17 protein-coding genes are annotated in these 16,972 nt (G+C 58.3%); 9 read left to right on the forward strand and 8 right to left on the reverse strand.

What is annotated here, in order from left to right; translation table 11 throughout:
* The first annotated feature begins 152 nt into the window (after positions 1–152).
* Together GZH91_RS04370 and GZH91_RS04375 are read left to right on the forward strand one after the other, a co-directional pair.
* A complete protein-coding gene (locus tag GZH91_RS04370) occupies positions 153–623 on the forward strand; it encodes an Lrp/AsnC family transcriptional regulator (RefSeq protein WP_147071249.1) in 471 nt (156 codons plus the stop codon).
* Between the two features lie 182 nt (positions 624–805).
* On the forward strand, positions 806–1,141 hold the full coding sequence (locus tag GZH91_RS04375; RefSeq protein WP_147071247.1) for a VOC family protein: 336 nt from the start codon (positions 806–808) through the stop codon (positions 1,139–1,141).
* Here the strand turns inward: GZH91_RS04375 and purU are convergent.
* Positions 1,138–1,998, reverse strand: coding sequence for a formyltetrahydrofolate deformylase (purU, locus tag GZH91_RS04380; RefSeq protein WP_147071245.1), 861 nt, complete (start codon positions 1,996–1,998; stop codon positions 1,138–1,140). The genes GZH91_RS04375 and purU overlap by 4 nt on opposite strands.
* A gap of 264 nt (positions 1,999–2,262) precedes the next feature.
* On the opposite strand from purU, the gene GZH91_RS04385 reads away from it, so the two are divergent.
* Both GZH91_RS04385 and GZH91_RS04390 read left to right on the forward strand, forming a co-directional pair.
* The gene (locus GZH91_RS04385; RefSeq protein WP_147071243.1) at positions 2,263–5,139 is read left to right on the forward strand and encodes a ribonucleoside-diphosphate reductase subunit alpha; all 2,877 of its coding nucleotides are present in this window, start codon (positions 2,263–2,265) and stop codon (positions 5,137–5,139) included.
* A gap of 228 nt (positions 5,140–5,367) precedes the next feature.
* Positions 5,368–6,474: a ribonucleotide-diphosphate reductase subunit beta gene (locus GZH91_RS04390; RefSeq protein ID WP_147071241.1), complete on the forward strand. Its 1,107-nt coding sequence runs from the start codon at positions 5,368–5,370 to the stop codon at positions 6,472–6,474.
* A gap of 490 nt (positions 6,475–6,964) precedes the next feature.
* Here GZH91_RS04390 and GZH91_RS04395 read toward each other — a convergent pair whose 3' ends face one another.
* On the reverse strand, positions 6,965–7,189 hold the full coding sequence (locus GZH91_RS04395; RefSeq protein ID WP_147071239.1) for an alkylphosphonate utilization protein: 225 nt from the start codon (positions 7,187–7,189) through the stop codon (positions 6,965–6,967).
* Between the two features lie 279 nt (positions 7,190–7,468).
* Positions 7,469–7,873 (reverse strand): hypothetical protein, encoded by a 405-nt coding sequence (locus GZH91_RS04400; protein ID WP_147071237.1) that lies wholly within the window; start codon positions 7,871–7,873, stop codon positions 7,469–7,471.
* 155 nt (positions 7,874–8,028) lie between these two features.
* Here GZH91_RS04400 and GZH91_RS04405 point away from each other — a divergent pair, with 155 nt between their 5' ends.
* The 5 genes from GZH91_RS04405 (at position 8,029) to GZH91_RS04425 (ending at position 11,416) form a co-directional block, all read left to right on the forward strand.
* Positions 8,029–8,394, forward strand: a complete 366-nt coding sequence (locus GZH91_RS04405) for a DUF6164 family protein (RefSeq protein ID WP_147071235.1) — start codon at positions 8,029–8,031, stop codon at positions 8,392–8,394.
* Positions 8,395–8,630: 236 nt separating this feature from the next.
* Positions 8,631–8,783 (forward strand): DUF3096 domain-containing protein, encoded by a 153-nt coding sequence (locus GZH91_RS04410; protein ID WP_147071233.1) that lies wholly within the window; start codon positions 8,631–8,633, stop codon positions 8,781–8,783.
* A gap of 245 nt (positions 8,784–9,028) precedes the next feature.
* The gene (locus GZH91_RS04415) at positions 9,029–10,177 is read left to right on the forward strand and encodes a hypothetical protein (RefSeq protein ID WP_161984169.1); all 1,149 of its coding nucleotides are present in this window, start codon (positions 9,029–9,031) and stop codon (positions 10,175–10,177) included.
* 327 nt (positions 10,178–10,504) lie between these two features.
* Positions 10,505–10,906, forward strand: a complete 402-nt coding sequence (locus GZH91_RS04420) for a hypothetical protein (RefSeq protein ID WP_147071231.1) — start codon at positions 10,505–10,507, stop codon at positions 10,904–10,906.
* Between the two features lie 240 nt (positions 10,907–11,146).
* Positions 11,147–11,416, forward strand: a complete 270-nt coding sequence (locus GZH91_RS04425; protein ID WP_223264493.1) for a putative signal transducing protein — start codon at positions 11,147–11,149, stop codon at positions 11,414–11,416.
* A gap of 180 nt (positions 11,417–11,596) precedes the next feature.
* On the opposite strand, the gene GZH91_RS04430 is transcribed toward GZH91_RS04425, so the two are convergent.
* From GZH91_RS04430 to rnr, 5 genes are all read right to left on the reverse strand, one after another.
* On the reverse strand, positions 11,597–12,346 hold the full coding sequence (locus GZH91_RS04430; protein ID WP_147071230.1) for an S-methyl-5'-thioinosine phosphorylase: 750 nt from the start codon (positions 12,344–12,346) through the stop codon (positions 11,597–11,599).
* A gap of 4 nt (positions 12,347–12,350) precedes the next feature.
* The gene (locus GZH91_RS04435; protein ID WP_147071228.1) at positions 12,351–13,190 is read right to left on the reverse strand and encodes a Tim44 domain-containing protein; all 840 of its coding nucleotides are present in this window, start codon (positions 13,188–13,190) and stop codon (positions 12,351–12,353) included.
* A gap of 102 nt (positions 13,191–13,292) precedes the next feature.
* Positions 13,293–13,847 carry a hypoxanthine-guanine phosphoribosyltransferase gene (locus GZH91_RS04440; protein WP_147071226.1) on the reverse strand — a complete coding sequence of 185 codons (555 nt, stop codon included), beginning with the start codon at positions 13,845–13,847 and terminating at the stop codon, positions 13,293–13,295.
* Positions 13,837–14,586 carry a 23S rRNA (guanosine(2251)-2'-O)-methyltransferase RlmB gene (rlmB, locus tag GZH91_RS04445; protein WP_147071224.1) on the reverse strand — a complete coding sequence of 250 codons (750 nt, stop codon included), beginning with the start codon at positions 14,584–14,586 and terminating at the stop codon, positions 13,837–13,839. Before rlmB ends, GZH91_RS04440 begins: the two co-directional genes overlap by 11 nt.
* Positions 14,587–16,932 carry a ribonuclease R gene (gene rnr, locus GZH91_RS04450; protein WP_147071222.1) on the reverse strand — a complete coding sequence of 782 codons (2,346 nt, stop codon included), beginning with the start codon at positions 16,930–16,932 and terminating at the stop codon, positions 14,587–14,589.
* Positions 16,933–16,972: the final 40 nt, after the last annotated feature.

Here is a 16,972-nt window from a genome sequence, read left to right on the forward strand (position 1 = left end):
CCGCGGTAGACGGGCAGGAGAAATATTAAGGCAAAGCAGATGGCATGTGCTTGCGTTATATGTCTATGATTGGATTTTTATGGCAATATAATTGCCATTTTATTAAATATACTTAAAACATATTGTTTGTTTAACTACCAAAGGGCCATGCAATGGAACTCGACCGCTATGATCGCAGCCTGCTGGCGGTATTGCAGCAGGAAGGCCGCATCAGCAATCAGGATCTGGCCGACCGTATCGGTCTGTCAGCCTCGCCCTGCCTGCGTCGGGTGCGTGCGCTGGAGGAGTCCGGGCTGATTACCGGCTACCATGCCCTGCTCGACGCCAAAAAACTCGGGCTGAGCTTGATGGCGTTGATCCATATCTCGATGGATCGCCACACACCGGAGCGCTTTGCCAATTTCGAGGCGCAGGTGGGCGCGCTGCCTGAAGTGCTCGAATGCCTGCTCATCACCGGCCAGGACGCCGACTATCAGCTCAAGGTCATTGTGCGCGACATGGACGCCTATCAGGTGCTGCTGCTCGACCGGATCACCCGCATCGAGGGCGTGACCGGCGTGCATTCCAGCTTTGTGCTGCGCCGGATAGTGGATAAAACGGCGCTGGCGCTCGGTATGGACTGATTCGGCCCAATGCGCGCTTGAACCTGACCCGATGCGTCGCCATGTTTGAAACGGAAGGCAAAAGGCAAAAATCAAGCTCAGGGAAGCGCCGCGGATCTTGCTTTTTGCCTTAATGTTTTCCCTGTGGTTAACTGCTTTTTCCAGATTGATTCGACGCGAGCGCTTGAATGGAGGCTTTTGACATGACTGAAACAGTTGCAAGTACCCAGGAAACTCTCGACAGCATCCATCACCTCGCCATTGCAGTGCAGGATGTAGCCGCCTCAGTACGCTGGTATCAGGACAATTTCGCTTGCCGGGTGGCGTATCAGGATGCGACCTGGGCGCTGCTGAAATTCGCCAATACCAGCATGGCGCTGGTAATCCCTGCACAACACCCGCCGCACATCGGCATTCAGGTGGACGACGCAGCGCGCTTTGGCACGCTGACCACGCACCGTGACGGCACGCGCTCGGTGTATGTGAATGACCCGGATGGCAATGCGCTGGAGATGATGGCCCGGGACAATCCGGTTTAGTCGAATACCACCGTCTTGTTGGCATACAGCAGCACGCGGTTTTCGATATGCCAGCGCACCGCGCGCGAGAGCACGATTTTCTCGAGGTCGGCGCCACGCCGGATCAGGTCATCCAGCGAATCGCGGTGCGAGATGCGTGCCACGTCCTGCTCGATGATGGGGCCGTCGTCAAGCACCTCGGTGACGTAATGACTGGTGGCGCCGATCAGTTTCACACCGCGTTCGAACGCCCGGTGGTAGGGACGCGCGCCGTGAAACGCGGGCAGGAACGAGTGGTGAATGTTGACGATGCGATTGGGATAGTGGCGGATAAAATCTGCCGACAGCACTTGCATGTAACGCGCCAGCACAATGAAATCGACATGATGGTGACGCAACAGGGCAAGCTGGGTTTTTTCCGCATCCGCCTTGTCCTCCCTGTTCACTGCAATGTGCTGGAACGGCACCTGGTAGGCCTCGGCCAGCCATTGCGTGTCGGTGTGGTTGCTCAGGATCAGCGGGATGTCGCAGTTGAGTTCGCCGGTCTGGTAACGGTAGAGCAAGTCGGCCAGGCAGTGATCGTAACGCGACACGAAAATCGCCAGCTTGGGGCGGTAAGCCGAACGCGCCAGCCGCCATTGCATCTGGAAACGCGTGGCGGTCACGGCAAATTCCTGCTCAAAATCATTCAGGTCCAGGTCGAATCCGGCCAGATCCCATTCCACGCGCATCAGGAACAGCTTCAGTTCAGCGTCCTGATGCTGGTCGGCGTGCAGGATATTGGCGTTGTGCTGGTACAGAAAATCAGCAATGGCGGCGACCAGTCCTTTCTGGTCGGGGCAACTGATGAGCAGGATGGCGGTGTTTTTAGTAGTCATGGCGGGTCCCTTTTGCGCATCATAGCCAGACTCGTCAACTAACCGCAATCGGCTAAAAAATTTAGTGGTGTCCGAGCTGCTTGATTCCAAAGCAATTCCCTCAAATCCACCAGAAACAGCGCAAATTTGTCCTTGCGGTATGCCGGCAGGATTACTACAATTTGTTGGGTGGTTGCCAGCGAGACACAATATGTTGTGTGTAACTCATTGCAGAAGCTGTGCATAACCTGTTCGTAACCAAAACCAATCCCAGGGAGACGCCCAATGCAGCTTGCCACTCCAGTTTCTACCGATAGCCCGATGCGCAACCCTTCTGAAGATACCGCTGCGCCAGCCCAGCCAGCAGCCTACGGCGACTACAAAATCATTCGGCGCAATGGGGCGGTGGTGAGTTTCGAGCCGTCCAAGATCGCGATTGCGATGACCAAGGCGTTCATTGCGGTGCACGGCGGTCAGGCGGCGGCGTCGGCGCGTATCCGTGAAATGGTGGACGGACTGACCAATGCGGTGGTGCAGGCGTTGATGCGGCGCCAGCCCCACGGCGGCACTTTCCATATCGAGGACATCCAGGATCAGGTCGAGCTGTCGCTGATGCGTTCCGGCGAGCACGAAGTGGCGCGTGCCTACGTGTTGTATCGCGAGAAACGCAATCAGGAACGCGCTGCCCACAAAGCCGAAACCGCGCAAACGCATGCCATTAGCGTGACCGAAGACGGCGTGCGCAAACCGCTGGACATGGCCGCGCTCAATGCGCTGGTGGTCACCGCCTGCGCAGGCCTGGGCGCCGAAATCAACCCCGAGCCCATCCTGCAAACCGTGTTGCGCGACGTGTACGACGGCGTGCCCATGGCCGAGGTGGAAAAAGCCCTGGTGCTGGCGGCGCGTGCCGGTATCGAACAGGATCCCGGCTACGCCTTTGTCAGCGCGCGGCTGCTGCTCAATTCCATCCGCCACGAGGTGCTCGGACGCACCGTGCTGCAGGCGGACATGGCCGGCGTGTATGCGGAATATTTCGCTGGCTATATCAAGAAAGGCATAGCGGCCGAACTGCTGGACGAGCGCCTTGCCCAGTTTGATCTGGCGCGTCTGGGGCAGGCGCTGGATGCTGCGCGTGATCTGAAGTTCGGCTACCTCGGCCTGCAAACCCTGTACGACCGCTATTTTCTGCATATCGAAGAGCGCCGCATCGAACTGCCGCAGGCGTTCTTCATGCGTGTGGCGATGGGGCTGGCGCTGAACGAGATCGACCGCGAAGCGCGCGCGATCGAGTTCTACCAGGTGCTGTCCAATTTCGACTTCATGTCCAGCACGCCCACACTGTTCAACGCCGGCACTCAGCACAGCCAGCTGTCCAGCTGCTACCTGACGACCGTGACCGACGACCTCGACGGCATCTACCAGGCCATCAAGGAAAACGCCATGCTGCAAAAATATGCGGGCGGCCTGGGAAACGACTGGACCCCGGTGCGCGCGCTCGGATCGCGCATCAAGGGCACCAACGGCAAATCGCAAGGCGTGGTGCCGTTCCTGAAAGTGGTCAACGACACTGCCGTGGCGGTGAACCAGGGCGGCAAGCGCAAGGGCGCGGTGTGCGCCTACCTGGAAACCTGGCACCTGGACATCGAGGAATTCCTGGAACTGCGCAAGAACACCGGCGATGACCGCCGCCGCACCCACGATATGAACACCGCCAACTGGATTCCCGACCTGTTCATGAAGCGGGTGATGGAAAACGGCGAGTGGACCCTGTTTTCGCCATCCGACGTGCCCGATCTGCACGACAAGTACGGCCGCGCTTTCGAGGAAACCTACACCCGCTACGAAGCCAGAACCGTCAGTGGCGACATCAAGTATTTCAAGCGCGTGTCCGCCACCCAGCTGTGGCGCAAGATGCTGTCCATGCTGTTCGAAACCGGCCATCCGTGGATCACTTTCAAGGATCCGTGCAACATCCGCAGCCCGCAAAGCCACGTCGGCGTGGTGCACAGCTCCAATCTGTGTACCGAAATCACCCTGAATACGTCTGACACCGAAATCGCCGTGTGCAACCTCGGTTCAGTCAACCTGGTCGCGCACCTCAAGGACGACGGCCAGGGCGGCAAGACGCTCGATCTGGAAAAAATGCAGCGCACCATCCACACTGCCATGCGCATGCTCGACAACGTGGTGGACGTGAATTTCTACGCCGTGGGCAAGGCGCGCAATTCCAACCTGCAGCATCGCCCGGTGGGACTGGGCATCATGGGTTTCCAGGATTGCCTGCATGAAATGCGCGTGCCCTACGCCAGCGATGCCGCAGTGGAATTCGCCGATCGCTCGATGGAAGCCGTATGCTACTACGCCTACTGGGCCTCCACCGAGCTGGCCAGCGAACGCGGCCGCTATTCCAGCTTCACAGGCAGCCTGTGGGATCGCGGCATCCTGCCGCAGGATTCGCTCAAGCTGCTGGCCGAGGAACGCGGCGGCTACCTGGAAGTGGATGAATCCAGCACGCTCGACTGGGACGCCCTGCGCGCCCGCATCAAGCAGCACGGCATGCGCAACTCCAACTGCGTGGCGATTGCGCCCACCGCGACCATCGCCAACATCGTCGGCGTGTCGGCCAGCATCGAGCCCACCTACCAGAACATCTACGTGAAATCCAACCTGTCGGGCGAGTTCACCATGTCCAACCAGTACCTGGTGAAAGACCTCAAGGCACTGAAGCTGTGGGACGAAGTGATGGTGGGCGACATCAAATACTTCGACGGCTCGCTGGCCCGCATTGACCGCATTCCGGCCGATCTGCGCGCACTGTATGCCACTGCGTTCGAGATGGAAACGCGCTGGCTGGTGGAAGCCGCCTCGCGCCGCCAGAAGTGGATCGACCAGGCGCAAAGCCTGAATATCTACATGGCCGGCGCGTCGGGCAAGAAGCTCGACGAAACCTACAAACTGGCGTGGCTGCGCGGCCTCAAGACCACTTACTACCTGCGCACCCTGGGTGCCACCAGCGCGGAGAAATCCACCGGCAAGGGCGGCGAGCTCAACGCGGTGAGCGCCGGAGGGGGCGCAAGCACCCATCAGACCGCAGCCACGGAACCGGCCACCGAGGTCAAGTTCTGCGCGATAGATGACCCGACGTGCGAATCGTGCCAGTAGCAGCCATGCATAAACCTGGAAAAGCAGTTAACCACGGAGAGCACGGGGAGAGCATGGGATGCATTTGAATTCCAGATTCTTTGGTTTCCTCCGTATTCTCCGTGGTGAAACCGCTTTTTAGGGAAAACTTTAGTGGGCTGAGCAAGACGATACCCACCAGCAATACCGCAGCGACACAGGGAACCCCTGGCGCTGCCCCGGTCAAATAAATGAAGGAGAACCATCACCATGCTGAGCTTTGAAGACACTTTCTCCAGCCCTGCACCACAAGCTGCCATGCCCGGCATGAAGCCGCTTGCCGCGGTTGCCGCTGCCACCGCGCGCGTGCGCGCCGAGGACAAGCGCATCATCAACGGCACTGCCGACGTCAACCAGCTGGTGCCGTTCAAATACAAATGGGCGTGGGACAAATACCTGTCTGGCTGCGCCAACCACTGGATGCCGCAGGAAATCAACATGAGCCGCGACATCGCGCAGTGGAAAGATCCCGACGCGCTGACCGAAGACGAGCGCCGTATCGTCAAGCGCAACCTGGGCTTCTTCGTCACTGCCGACAGCCTCGCCGCGAATAACATCGTGCTCGGTACCTATCGCCACATCACCGCGCCCGAGTGCCGCCAGTATCTGCTGCGCCAGGCCTTTGAAGAGGCCATCCACACCCACGCCTACCAGTACATCGTGGAGTCGCTGGGTCTGGACGAGGGTGAAATCTTCAATGCCTACCACGAGGTGCAAAGCATCCGCGACAAGGACGAATTCCTCATCCCGTTCATCGAGACCCTGACCAACTCTGAGTTTAAAACCGGTACCCCGGAGAACGACCGGAATCTGCTCAAGTCCTTGATAGTTTTTGCCTGCATCATGGAAGGCCTGTTCTTCTACGTCGGCTTTGCCCAGATCCTCGCGCTGGGACGGCAGAACAAGATGACCGGCGCCGCCGAACAGTACCAGTACATCCTGCGTGACGAGTCCATGCACTGCAATTTCGGCATTGACGTGATCAACACTATCAAGCTGGAAAATCCGCACCTGTGGACGCCCGAATTCCGCGAGGAAATCCGCGTCCTGATGCAAAAAGGCGTGGAACTCGAATACCGCTACGCCGAAGACACCATGCCGCGCGGCGTGCTGGGTTTGAACGCGAGCATGTTCAAGGAATACCTGCGCTTCATCGCCAACCGCCGCTGCCAGCAGATCGGCCTGGACGAACTCTATCCCAACTCCAGCAACCCGTTCCCGTGGATGAGCGAGATGATCGACCTGAAGAAAGAGAAGAATTTCTTCGAGACCCGGGTGACCGAGTATCAGACCGGCGGGGCGTTGAGCTGGGATTGATGGGAGACAGGAAAAAGGCGCAGTTCCCTGCGCCTTTTTTGTTGAGTAAATTAGGGCCAGTTGACGATGCCGGTAATCCTGCGCTACAAAGCTAAGGATGCTCTGAACAACCCCGCCCGAAGTACAGCGGCAGGCCATCCTGTTTCAAATCGTAGAATGGGTGCCGTGAAACGCACAAACAATACTGTTTCCGACGCTGTTTTGAATAAATAATGAAATAATGGGGTCAGACTCGATTATTTCTTAGGGATCCTCCGATGAAGGCCGCCTGAAGTTGCTTTGGACGACAAGCGTAGGTGCGCTTCGCGTGCGACATTTTGGGTGCCGGGGGTAGCCCGGCGGCTAGGTATCTTTTCTTGCTTGGCCAAGAAAAGGTAACCCAAAGGCAGACCATCCTGCTGCGCCGTCCCTTCGGGTTACCTTCGGATTGGCCGGAAAAGCGGGGCTGCGGAGCTCAGACACGATTATTTCTTGGGCTTGATTCAGCGCACTAAACTTTTTTCAAGAAACAGGTTTTCAGCACCAGGCCTTTGACCTTGTCTGCATTGCACTCGATTTCTTCTTCATCTGCAGTGAGGCGGATATTCTTGATGACCGTTCCTCTTTTTAGCGTAACGGAGGTGCCTTTTACTTTTAAATCTTTGATGAGTTGCACGGCGTCCCCCTCATTGAGGGAGGTTCCGTTGCTATCTTTTACGTTCAGTTCCGTATCCATGATTCCACTTCTTGAGCATTACGAAGCGGTCATTTTCTCAAAATAAATGACGTCGGGCGCGATTGTTTTCGCCTGGCTCAATCCGGCCAGACAAAGAGATCGCATCTAGTTTGAGTAGCATTGCTGACGAGGCGAGGCTTGTAACGCGAACCCGCCTGAGCCTGCTGTCAGCTAGACAGCAGGCTCAGGCGGGTTTCGTTTTTGACACCGGACCGGTTAAAGGGGCGCAGCCCCATTGATGCTGCTGAAGGCTGCACCCAGGCCCAATGCACGCTGCTGTTACTTGGAATGGACGATATCGCCGCAGGCAACGTAAACCTGTATGTCGGCAGGGCTTTTGTGAACGTTGATTGCCGTTTTGTTTTTCAGAATGGTTTCCAGTGAGACTGGTACCATGGTGGTCGATTTCCCGTCCTTGACCGGCTCCAGTTTCCATTTTGGCGCCTTGTCGAGTTTGGCACAGGTACCCTCATGGATATGCGCGGGCTGGGCGACACCGGCTGGCGTATTCGACAGTTCGATGACGACTTTGGTTTTGTGACCTTCAGGAGTGAGTTTCGCAGTACCCGTTTCCCCCGAGTTATTTTGAGCTCCGAGCTTGATGGTGATCGGCATTTCCTTGGCTGCGAAGGCCGGAACTGCAAAAAAACCAACAAGCAATACTGCCAGTGCTGTGCGGCGCATGGTTAATCCTTACAAATAGAAATGAGGGATTACCTGTATAGCAGGTGGCGAAAAATTTGCAAGAAGGCAAAAACAGGGCCTGCGTATCAGCAGCCATGCATTGTCTTTAACCCTCGGCGATATATTGCTGCACCGAATTGAGAAAGGAGGTCGCTATGCCAACCAAACTGTTTGCCCTGAATGGTGTGCCCGATGATGAGGCAGAGGACGTTCGTGCGTTATTGACGGCGGATGAGATTGATTTTTACGAAACCCCCGCAGGCAACTGGGGTATCTCTGTGCCGGCAATATGGTTGAACGATGAGACCCAGCTGGAGAAGGCCCGATCGTTGATTGATGTATACCAGCGCGAGCGCTTGGTCAGGGTAAGGGAAGAATATGCGCAGCTGCAAAGGGCGGGCAGGCAGCGGACCATCATTGACGTGATCAAGGAAAATCCGCTGCGGTTTGCCGTTTATTTGGCTGCCATTGTCGCTATTATTTATTTTTCCACGAAACCGTTTATGGATATTGGGAAATAACGGCAGTCCTTATTGCCCCATGCAGGCGTGTAATGCAAGATGATAGCTGACCCGAATTTGAGATGGGTTGCGGATTTGCATCAAGGCGATCGATTTCGTGTACCCTGCTTATGCGATCAGTCAGTCCAATCTTGATTCGGTCCGGTGCGGAAATGGGGCGTTATGCTCTGGGCCCACCTCACCGCGGCGTCCCGCCTGAAATGTGTCGATCTATCCTCTTCTATAAAGGGTGTCCGATGAATCTCCACTTGAGCCTTACCCCGCTGGTGTCGCTGGTTGCCGGTATTCTGATTCTGGTCATGCCGCGCTTGTTAAATTACATCGTCGCCATTTATTTGATTGTCATCGGCCTGATTGGGCTGTTTGGCACCGGGAATCTCCTGCACTGAAGCGGACGTCAACGACGTTTGCTTCCGCAGCGGGAGGGCGAATCAGTCAAAGCGGCGCGGTGTTCATCCGCGCAGTAAGATGCGCCCCTTGTTGCCCCAGCTTTTGCAGGTTTTGCCGAAGTGCCTACGCGATGAAATGCATGTAATATCCCATCCTTTCGGGCGAGATGCATGCAAAGGAATGCGATGGGAATCCTGGTGAATATCGACACTGCGTCCGCGGGTGAAAGCGAGGTCCAGGCCTGATGAACGGTACAGCCAACGGCCGCGCACCGGCTCTCGGGGGGATACAGCTACACGGGGCGACGGCACAGGTTCTCGAAGCGGCACGACGCAATTTCCTGGTTCAACTCGAAGCGCTCGGGCTCGCTCCATATGTGAAGAGCGCTGTCGAACCGGATGCCGGGCGCCCCTGCATCCGGTTCCAGCTTCGTGAAGAGTTCGCCAACGAGTGGGCGCCGGACAGTGATACGACGCAGTTGTGTCAGGTACGCAATCTCGACACCCAGGGCAATTCCAGCGATCTGGAACGGGAAATCCTGCTGGCCATGCTGCTGGGTCCGGTTGCGTTTCGGTTTCCGAGTCATGACGAACTCGCGTCGGCGGTCCGTATCAGAAAAAACATCGTCGAAGCGGCGCGCAAGACCATGCTGGCCTTTGACACGAACCAGGCGGAACGGCCTGCTGACTGCTGGACCTATTCCGAAGATCGCGGGTTCACGCTGCTGCCCGGCACGCCCCTGATCGCGGCGCTGCAGAAGGCGACCCAGCCCGACGAATCCGGGAAGCTCTACTCTTTCTCCTGTTATCGTGCTACCGAGTATGTCATTCTGCTCAGCATTGCTCAGGAAGCAATGACCTGCAACCCGGAATTGTTGCGCTGCCTGCAACATCAGGGTGAAACCAGAGCGATCATGTCAGGCGAATTCCACGAGGTCTTTCTGCGCGAATACGGTTCCATGAGCGATCCGTTGCCGCTCAAATATTTCGTCCCCGGGGATCGAACCTGGTTCCGCAATCCTGACGATCATTCATCGGACGTGACCGGTTACGAGGGATCCTGGGTGCTCTACCTCGGTGACGGGTTGTTCACCAACTTCTGGAAACGGGCCGAGCCGTACACGCTGACGGCGAAATGCCTGGAGTTGTTCCATTGGCGCAATGCGACCTATCGAGATCAGGCAGGCGAATTGCAAATTGACGAGACGATCGTTGAAGCGCTTGTCCGAACTTCGATGCATGATCCGGCAGAGGTCGAGCGCATCCTCAAAACAATGCTGCGGCTTCGGGAGCCGAAAGGCGTGTACGTCGACGGCGGCTGCATCGACACATCGCGCGAGTATCCGCGCTGGGTTTGCCCAGGCACGTCCGATCTGGTGCTGCCCGGTCATTGAGCCTGCCCTGACGGTGTCCGGGCCATTTCACCCCATCCTGTCCCCGGGAGGGCTGGAGTAGCTACCGGGTTGAATGGCGCTGTTTCAGTGCGCTCATGTTGGCTCTTTCCGTGACGAGATGACTGCAGACGCAGATGCACAAAGTGCGTTGCCTGCAAGTGGAACAGGTAGTGTAATGCTTGAGCTCTGCGGGCACGCGATGGATGGATTGGATTGCATCATTGAAATGATAAGGCAAAACGGCATAAGACAGGATGCAGCTCCTTCACTCCGGAGATGCCCCTTATGTGCGATGTTGGACGGCATTGCTTTCGAGGAGATGGCGACATGGCAATAAGCTGGATCACGACATTCAAAATTATTCCGTGGGCTGACGTGCTGACTGCGGCGCCTTACATTGTTCAGGGAGCGGAGAAGCTATGGAGCATCATTACCGGGAAGCCGGCGCAACAACAACGCAGTAATGATCATGCTGCAGAGAAAGCCTCGTCGCAGTCGAGGAGTCTGTCGGCTCTCGATGCCCGGGTTCAATCGCTTGAGTTGCTGGCCTCGGAGCTTCACAAAGAAGTGCTGCTGTCGTCAGAACTGATCAAGTCTCTTGCGCAGCAAAATGCCCAGTTGGTCCAGGCAGTGGATATACTGCGCGTCCGCACACGCGCCCTGCTGGGCGTCTGCGGTGTGCTTGGGGTCGTCACTGCAACGTGTGTGTTCTTGGTGTTGTTCCGCTGATTGCGCTTGATACGGCATTTCTGTGGGCCATACCGGCTTGCTTTTGCTACACAGCCGGGTTTTAACGTTGGCTATTTTTGGATCCGGTTTGACCACTCCTCGGGATGAACTGGCTGAGAGATACCTCTTCGAAGAATGGGGTCGAGAACATAGACTGACCTGGCCATGAAAGTGGCAAAAGAGGAACTGGACGGAAGAGCTATTGTGTACCAGGCAACGCCGCAACATAAGGAGCGCGTCATGGATGAAAGCATGGAATTTGTAACGGTTGCACGCTCACTGGACAGTTCCGAGATGCTCATACTGAGCGCTCTGCTGGAGGCGGAAGGCATTCCGTCGTTTGTGGCAGACGTCAATATCAATCAGACATACTCGCTGCTGTCCATCGCAGCCGGTGGGGTCAGATTGCAGGTGCCGAGTGAATTCTCTGTCGCGGCCAGGCAAATCATTGCCGACGTGAATTCGGGTTTATTGGCACTGGACGATGACGATGTGGGGTGTTCGGCCTGATTTCCGAAACTGAAAATGCTCATTCATCCTGAAAACGGCACTGACCGCGGGAGCGTGGTTAATTTCAGAGGCTTACCCTGTCCGCAACCTCCCGTCTGATCAACTCAAAGTTGTGCCGAAGGAAGTTCGTGTGTGTTGTACGCAGGGCTGAGTCTGCCTATAAAGAATCCATATCCCGCTTTATCCTTCGTTATGCAGCGCCACCAGGTGCGCCAGCACGGTGCGCACGCGCTCCATGGCTTGTGCCAGGGTCGTTTGTACTTCGGCGCCGCTGATGGCGATTTTGCTGTTGCCGCGCCCGGCAGCGTGGTTGGCGACGACCCCGATGGCGGCATAATTGAGACCCAGTTCGCGCGCCAGGGCGGCTTCGGGCATACCGGTCATGCCCACCATGGTGGCGCCGTCGCGCTCCAGGCGGTTGATTTCGGCGGCGCTTTCCAGGCGCGGACCCTGCACAGCGGCATAAACCCCGCTATCAATCGCGCGCTCCCCCGCAGCAGCGATGGCGGCCATGATTTTGGCGCGCATGCATGGGCTGTAGGGCTCAGTGAAGTCGATGTGGGTAACGGATTTGTCGCCACCGTTGTAAAAGCTGTGCTTGCGGCCGTAGGTGTAGTCGATGATCTGGTCGGGGACGACCAGCGCGCCGGGAGTGAGATCGGGGTGGATGCCACCCACGCTGGCCACGGATACGATGTGACTGACTTTTTGCTCCTGCAGCGCCCACAGGTTGGCGCGGTAGTTGACCTCGTGCGGCGGAATGGTGTGGCCGTAGCCGTGGCGCGCCAGAAAAATCACCTCATGCCCGTTGATGTTGCCGAAGGTCAGCGCCCCGGAAGGCTCGCCGTAGGGAGTGCGGGCGACCTGCCGGTGGGTGATTTCCAGGTTGGCGAGCTGGGTGAGGCCGGTGCCTCCGATAATGGCGAGCATGAGCCTATTGTGCCTGCTGAATGCCGGCGACGAACCACGGTGCAGTTCGGTCGGTGGCGGATTTCTGGATGTTCCAGATTTCGTCGAACGGCGCAGCGGGGGCGTTGGCTTCTTCGCGGATCAGGCCATGGAAACGCACGCTGGCGATGACCAGACTGCCTTCGGTGACCACATCGAGCATGTCGGCATTGAGCAGGGTGACGTCGGTTTTTTGCGCGCTGGCGCCACGTTCCTGGATTTGCAGGCTGATCTCGGCAAATACTTCGGGCGTGGTGTATTCGCGGATGTCGTTGAGATCGGCCACATCGTAAGCGGCTTGCAGACGAATGAAATGGGCCTTGGCGTCGCGCACGAAGGCGGCGTCGTCAAACCAGTCGGGGCGGCTGCTGGCAACAGGTGCGACTGCCGGGCTGCCCATGGGCAGCCCGGCGTTGCTCACCGGCATCGGTACCTGGATGCTTTGGCCATGGGCGGTATAGGCGGTGGCTTGTGGTTCGGCTGATTTACGGCGCATGGCACGCATGATGAAGAACACGCCGGCAGCCAGTGCCAGCATCAGCAGGATATCCATCGGCTTGATACCGCCGAAGGCGCCACCCATGAACAGCGAGGCGAGCAGGCCGCCCGCTGCAAGACCAGCCAGAGGACCGAGCCACTTATTACCCCCCGCTGCCGGGACTGCAGGAGCAGGTGCGGCGGGCGCGCGCGGTGCGGCCTGCTGGCTGATGCTTTCACGTTGCTTGCCGAAGCTTTTGCCGCCGCCAAAGCGCTTGGCGTAGGCGTCGGTGGTAATCATGCTCATGCTCAGCAACAGGGTCAGGAATAAGGCAAGGAATTTACGCATTTCGCACTCCAAATATAAGGCAATGAACAGTGATTCTATCAAGTACAGCTGAGCAGGTTTGACAGAATAAACTTGCATGAGCCTCAGAAAAAATCGAGGTAATCAGGTTTGGCCGTCTTTCATGGCATAGATCGCCGGCAAATTGCGCCACGCGCCTTCCACATCCATGCCGCAGCCGAATACATAGCGGTTGGGCAATACCAGGCCGACAAAATCGGCGCGGATCGGTTTGCTCTGCCCGGTGTGTTTTTCGGTCAGCACGGCGCAGGCAACTTCAGCGGCACCCATCGCCAGCAGGCGGGAGCGGATGGCGGCCAGGGTATGGCCTTCGTCGAGAATGTCATCGAGCAGCAGCACGCTGCGCCCGGCCACCGATTCGCGCGGCCCGACGATCCATTCCAGCTCGCCGCCGCGCGTGGTTTTGCCATAGCGGGTGGCATGCACGTAGTCGAAATCGAGCGGGAAGTACAGCCTGGGTAAAATTTGCCCGGTAAATACCACCGCGCCGCCCATCACCGAGAGCAGCAGCGGAGTGGTATCTTTAAAGCGCGCGCTAATGGCGGCAGCCAGGGTGGTGATGGCTGCCTGTACCTCGGCCTCCGAGTAAATCAGATCGGCGTCATCGAGGATGCGCCAGGCTTCGGCGTTATTGATCATGACTGCTGGTTATGCGCTGACGCCTGGTTTCATACAGGCAGATGCCCGCCGACACCGACACGTTAAGGCTTTCCACCGTACCGTACATGGGGATTTTCACCAGCACGTCGCAGTGCTCGCGGGTGAGGCGACGCAGGCCGCCACCTTCGGCTCCCAGCACCCAGGCGACGGAGCCGCCGACACCGGCTGCCGGCAATTCGGTTTGCGCTGCGCCATCGGCACCGACGATCGTCACGCCATATTCCTTGACGTCGCGCAGCGCGCGGGCGAGGTTGGTGACGGTGAGGTAGGGCACGGTGTCTGCTGCGCCGCAGGCTACTTTGGCCACGGTGGGGGTGAGGCCGACGGCGCGGTCCTTGGGCGCGATTACGGCGTTGGCGCCCATCGCATCAGCCACGCGCAGACAGGCGCCGAGGTTGTGCGGATCCTGCACGCCGTCGAGCACCAGCAACAGCAGGTCGCCTTGCAGGCCTTCGAGCACTTCATCCACGTGGCGCGGCTGTTGCACCATCGTCACGCGCGCGGCAATGCCCTGGTGGCGCGGGCCGCCGGCGATGCCGTCGAGGCGCTTGCCGTCCACTTGCAAGACACGGACGCCAAGGGTTTTGGCGTGTTCCAGCAGCTCGCGCGCGCGTCCATCCTGGCGCGCAGCATCCACGAAAATTTCCTCGACACTGGCTGGGTTCTGGCGCAGACGTGAGGTCACGGCGTGGAAACCGTAGATCAATATACCGGCCATTTAGTGCGTTCCCTTGCTGGATTTGCGACGCCGGCGCAATTTTTTCGCCGGCTCGCTGGTTGCGGCAGCCGATTGGGTGTGGGATGGTTTACCGGCAGCTGATTTTTTGGGCTGTTTGCTGCCGCCATGGGACTGGTCTTGCACCGCTGTCTGGGTGGGACGGCTAGCGCCGGCCAGGGTGAAATCAATGCGTGCGGTATCCAGACTCACGCGTACGATTTTCACCTGTACCCGGTCGCCCATGCGATAGCGCGTGCCGGTGCGCTCGCCCAGAATCTGGTGACGCGCCTTGTCGAAGTGGAAGTAATCGCTGCCCAGTTCGGAGATGTGCACCAGGCCTTCCACGTAGATGTCGTCGAGTGCCACAAAAATGCCGAAGCCGGTCACGCTGGAAATGGTGCCGGGGAATTCCTCGCCGACCCGATCCTGCATGTAGAAGCACTTCAGCCAGGCTTCCACGTCGCGGGTGGCGTCGTCGGCACGGCGCTCGGTCATCGAGCAGTGTCCGCCCAGTTCCACCCAGTTGCCGGGCTGGTATTTTTCGCCATTCAGTGCGGCCTTGATGGCGCGGTGGATGAGCAGATCGGGATAGCGCCGGATGGGCGAAGTGAAGTGGGTGTAATGTTCATAAGCCAGGCCGAAGTGGCCGACACTGTCCGGGCTGTATACCGCCTGCTGCAGAGAGCGCAGCATCACGGTTTGCAGCAGGGCGGCATCGGGGCGGCCTTTGATTTTTTCCAGCAGGGCGGCGTAGTCCCTGGCCTGCGGGTCATCGCCGCCACCCAGCGCAAAGCCGAATTCGGTCAGAAATTCACGCAATGCGGCGAGTTTTTCCGGGGTGGGGCCTGCGTGTATGCGGTACAGCGCGGGCTGTTTTTTCTTTTGCAGGAAATCCGACGCACACACGTTGGCAGCCAGCATGCATTCTTCAATCAGGCGGTGGGCATCGTTACGCGTGACCGGGACGATGCGCTCGATTTTTTTCTCGTCGTTGAAAATCATCTGCGTTTCCAGCGTCTCGAAATCAATCGCGCCACGCCGCCCGCGTGCTTTCAACAGCACTTTGAACAGCGTGTAGAGGTCGTTGAGTTGCGGCAACAGGTCGCCGTGGGCACCGGCGTTTTGCGGGTGTTGCAGCCAGTCCCACACCTGGTTGTAGGTAAGGCGCGCGTGCGAGTACATCACGGCGGGGTAGAAGCGGTATTCCTTCACCGCGCCGAGCGCGCCGATTTGCATGTCACACACCATGCATAGCCGCTCAACCTGCGGGTTGAGCGAGCACAGGCCGTTGGACAGTTCCTCCGGCAGCATGGGAATAACGCGCCGCGGGAAATACACCGAATTGCCGCGATTGTAGGCCTCCGCATCGAGCGGATCGCCGGGCTGTACATAGTGCGACACGTCGGCGATCGCCACCACCAGGCGGAAGCCTTTGCCTTGCGGCTCGCAATAGACCGCGTCGTCGAAATCGCGTGCGGTTTCGCCGTCGATGGTCACCAGTGGCAGGTGACGGATGTCTTCGCGCCCGGCATGGTCTTTTTTGAGCACTTTCCTGGGCAGTTTCCTGGCGATTTTTTCCACGGCCTCGGGGAAGATATAGGGCAGGGAATGCTTGCGCAGTGCGATTTCGATTTCCATGCCGGGGTCGGCGTAGCTGCCCAGTACTTCCACCACGCGTCCCATGGGTTTGGCGTATTTGGCGGGCTGCTCGATGATCTCAACCGTGACTACCTGGCCGGTCTGAGCGCTGCCTTCATTGCCGGGGGGGATGAGAATGTCCTGAGTGATGCGCTTGTTTTCCGGGGACACCAGCATGATGCCGTGCTCCACCAGCAGGCGCCCGACGATGTGGGTGTTGGCGCGTTCCAGCACTTCGACTATCTTGCCTTCGCGCCGCCCGCGCCGATCCACGCCGATTTCGCGCGCCATGACGCGGTCGCCGTGCATGGCTTTCTGCATTTCACGCGACGACAGAAACAGATCGTCGCTGCCGTCGTCAGGTGAAAGGAAGCCAAAACCATCGGGGTGACCTTCGACGCGGCCTTTGATCAGGTCGAGTTTTTCCACTACGCAAAGGTCACCGCGCCGGTTCTGCATCAACTCGCCATCGCGCTCCATGGCACGCAGGCGGCGTGCAAACAGGTCGATCTCGTCGGGGGTGATATCGAGTAGTTCAGCCAGTGTTTCCGGCTGCAGCGGCGCCCCCTGCTGGCGCAATACGTCCATGATGAATTCGCGGCTGGGCAGGGGGTGCTCGTAGCGTTCGCGTTCGCGCTCCAGATTTGGATCAGTCGCGCGCAGGCCGGTATGGGGCGTGGTTTCGGCTTGTGCCGTGGGTTTTTTCATTGACAAGTATCCTTGTTCATTTATAATGCGCGTCTTTCCA

The sequence above is a fragment of the Sulfuriferula plumbiphila genome (assembly GCF_009938015.1).
GTDB lineage: Bacteria > Pseudomonadota > Gammaproteobacteria > Burkholderiales > Sulfuriferulaceae > Sulfuriferula > Sulfuriferula plumbiphila.

Excerpts from the sequence above, each read along its gene's own strand:
- GZH91_RS04370 (WP_147071249.1), top strand. The coding sequence starts at position 153 with ATGGAACTCGACCGCTATGATCGCAGCCTGCTGGCGGTATTGCAGCAG.
- GZH91_RS04375 (WP_147071247.1), top strand. The coding sequence starts at position 806 with ATGACTGAAACAGTTGCAAGTACCCAGGAAACTCTCGACAGCATCCAT.
- purU (WP_147071245.1), bottom strand. The coding sequence starts at position 1,998 with ATGACTACTAAAAACACCGCCATCCTGCTCATCAGTTGCCCCGACCAG.
- GZH91_RS04385 (WP_147071243.1), top strand. The coding sequence starts at position 2,263 with ATGCAGCTTGCCACTCCAGTTTCTACCGATAGCCCGATGCGCAACCCT.
- GZH91_RS04390 (WP_147071241.1), top strand. The coding sequence starts at position 5,368 with ATGCTGAGCTTTGAAGACACTTTCTCCAGCCCTGCACCACAAGCTGCC.
- GZH91_RS04395 (WP_147071239.1), bottom strand. The coding sequence starts at position 7,189 with ATGGATACGGAACTGAACGTAAAAGATAGCAACGGAACCTCCCTCAAT.
- GZH91_RS04400 (WP_147071237.1), bottom strand. The coding sequence starts at position 7,873 with ATGCGCCGCACAGCACTGGCAGTATTGCTTGTTGGTTTTTTTGCAGTT.
- GZH91_RS04405 (WP_147071235.1), top strand. The coding sequence starts at position 8,029 with ATGCCAACCAAACTGTTTGCCCTGAATGGTGTGCCCGATGATGAGGCA.
- GZH91_RS04410 (WP_147071233.1), top strand. The coding sequence starts at position 8,631 with ATGAATCTCCACTTGAGCCTTACCCCGCTGGTGTCGCTGGTTGCCGGT.
- GZH91_RS04415 (WP_161984169.1), top strand. The coding sequence starts at position 9,029 with ATGAACGGTACAGCCAACGGCCGCGCACCGGCTCTCGGGGGGATACAG.
- GZH91_RS04420 (WP_147071231.1), top strand. The coding sequence starts at position 10,505 with ATGGCAATAAGCTGGATCACGACATTCAAAATTATTCCGTGGGCTGAC.
- GZH91_RS04425 (WP_223264493.1), top strand. The coding sequence starts at position 11,147 with ATGGATGAAAGCATGGAATTTGTAACGGTTGCACGCTCACTGGACAGT.
- GZH91_RS04430 (WP_147071230.1), bottom strand. The coding sequence starts at position 12,346 with ATGCTCGCCATTATCGGAGGCACCGGCCTCACCCAGCTCGCCAACCTG.
- GZH91_RS04435 (WP_147071228.1), bottom strand. The coding sequence starts at position 13,190 with ATGCGTAAATTCCTTGCCTTATTCCTGACCCTGTTGCTGAGCATGAGC.
- GZH91_RS04440 (WP_147071226.1), bottom strand. The coding sequence starts at position 13,847 with ATGATCAATAACGCCGAAGCCTGGCGCATCCTCGATGACGCCGATCTG.
- rlmB (WP_147071224.1), bottom strand. The coding sequence starts at position 14,586 with ATGGCCGGTATATTGATCTACGGTTTCCACGCCGTGACCTCACGTCTG.
- rnr (WP_147071222.1), bottom strand. The coding sequence starts at position 16,932 with ATGAAAAAACCCACGGCACAAGCCGAAACCACGCCCCATACCGGCCTG.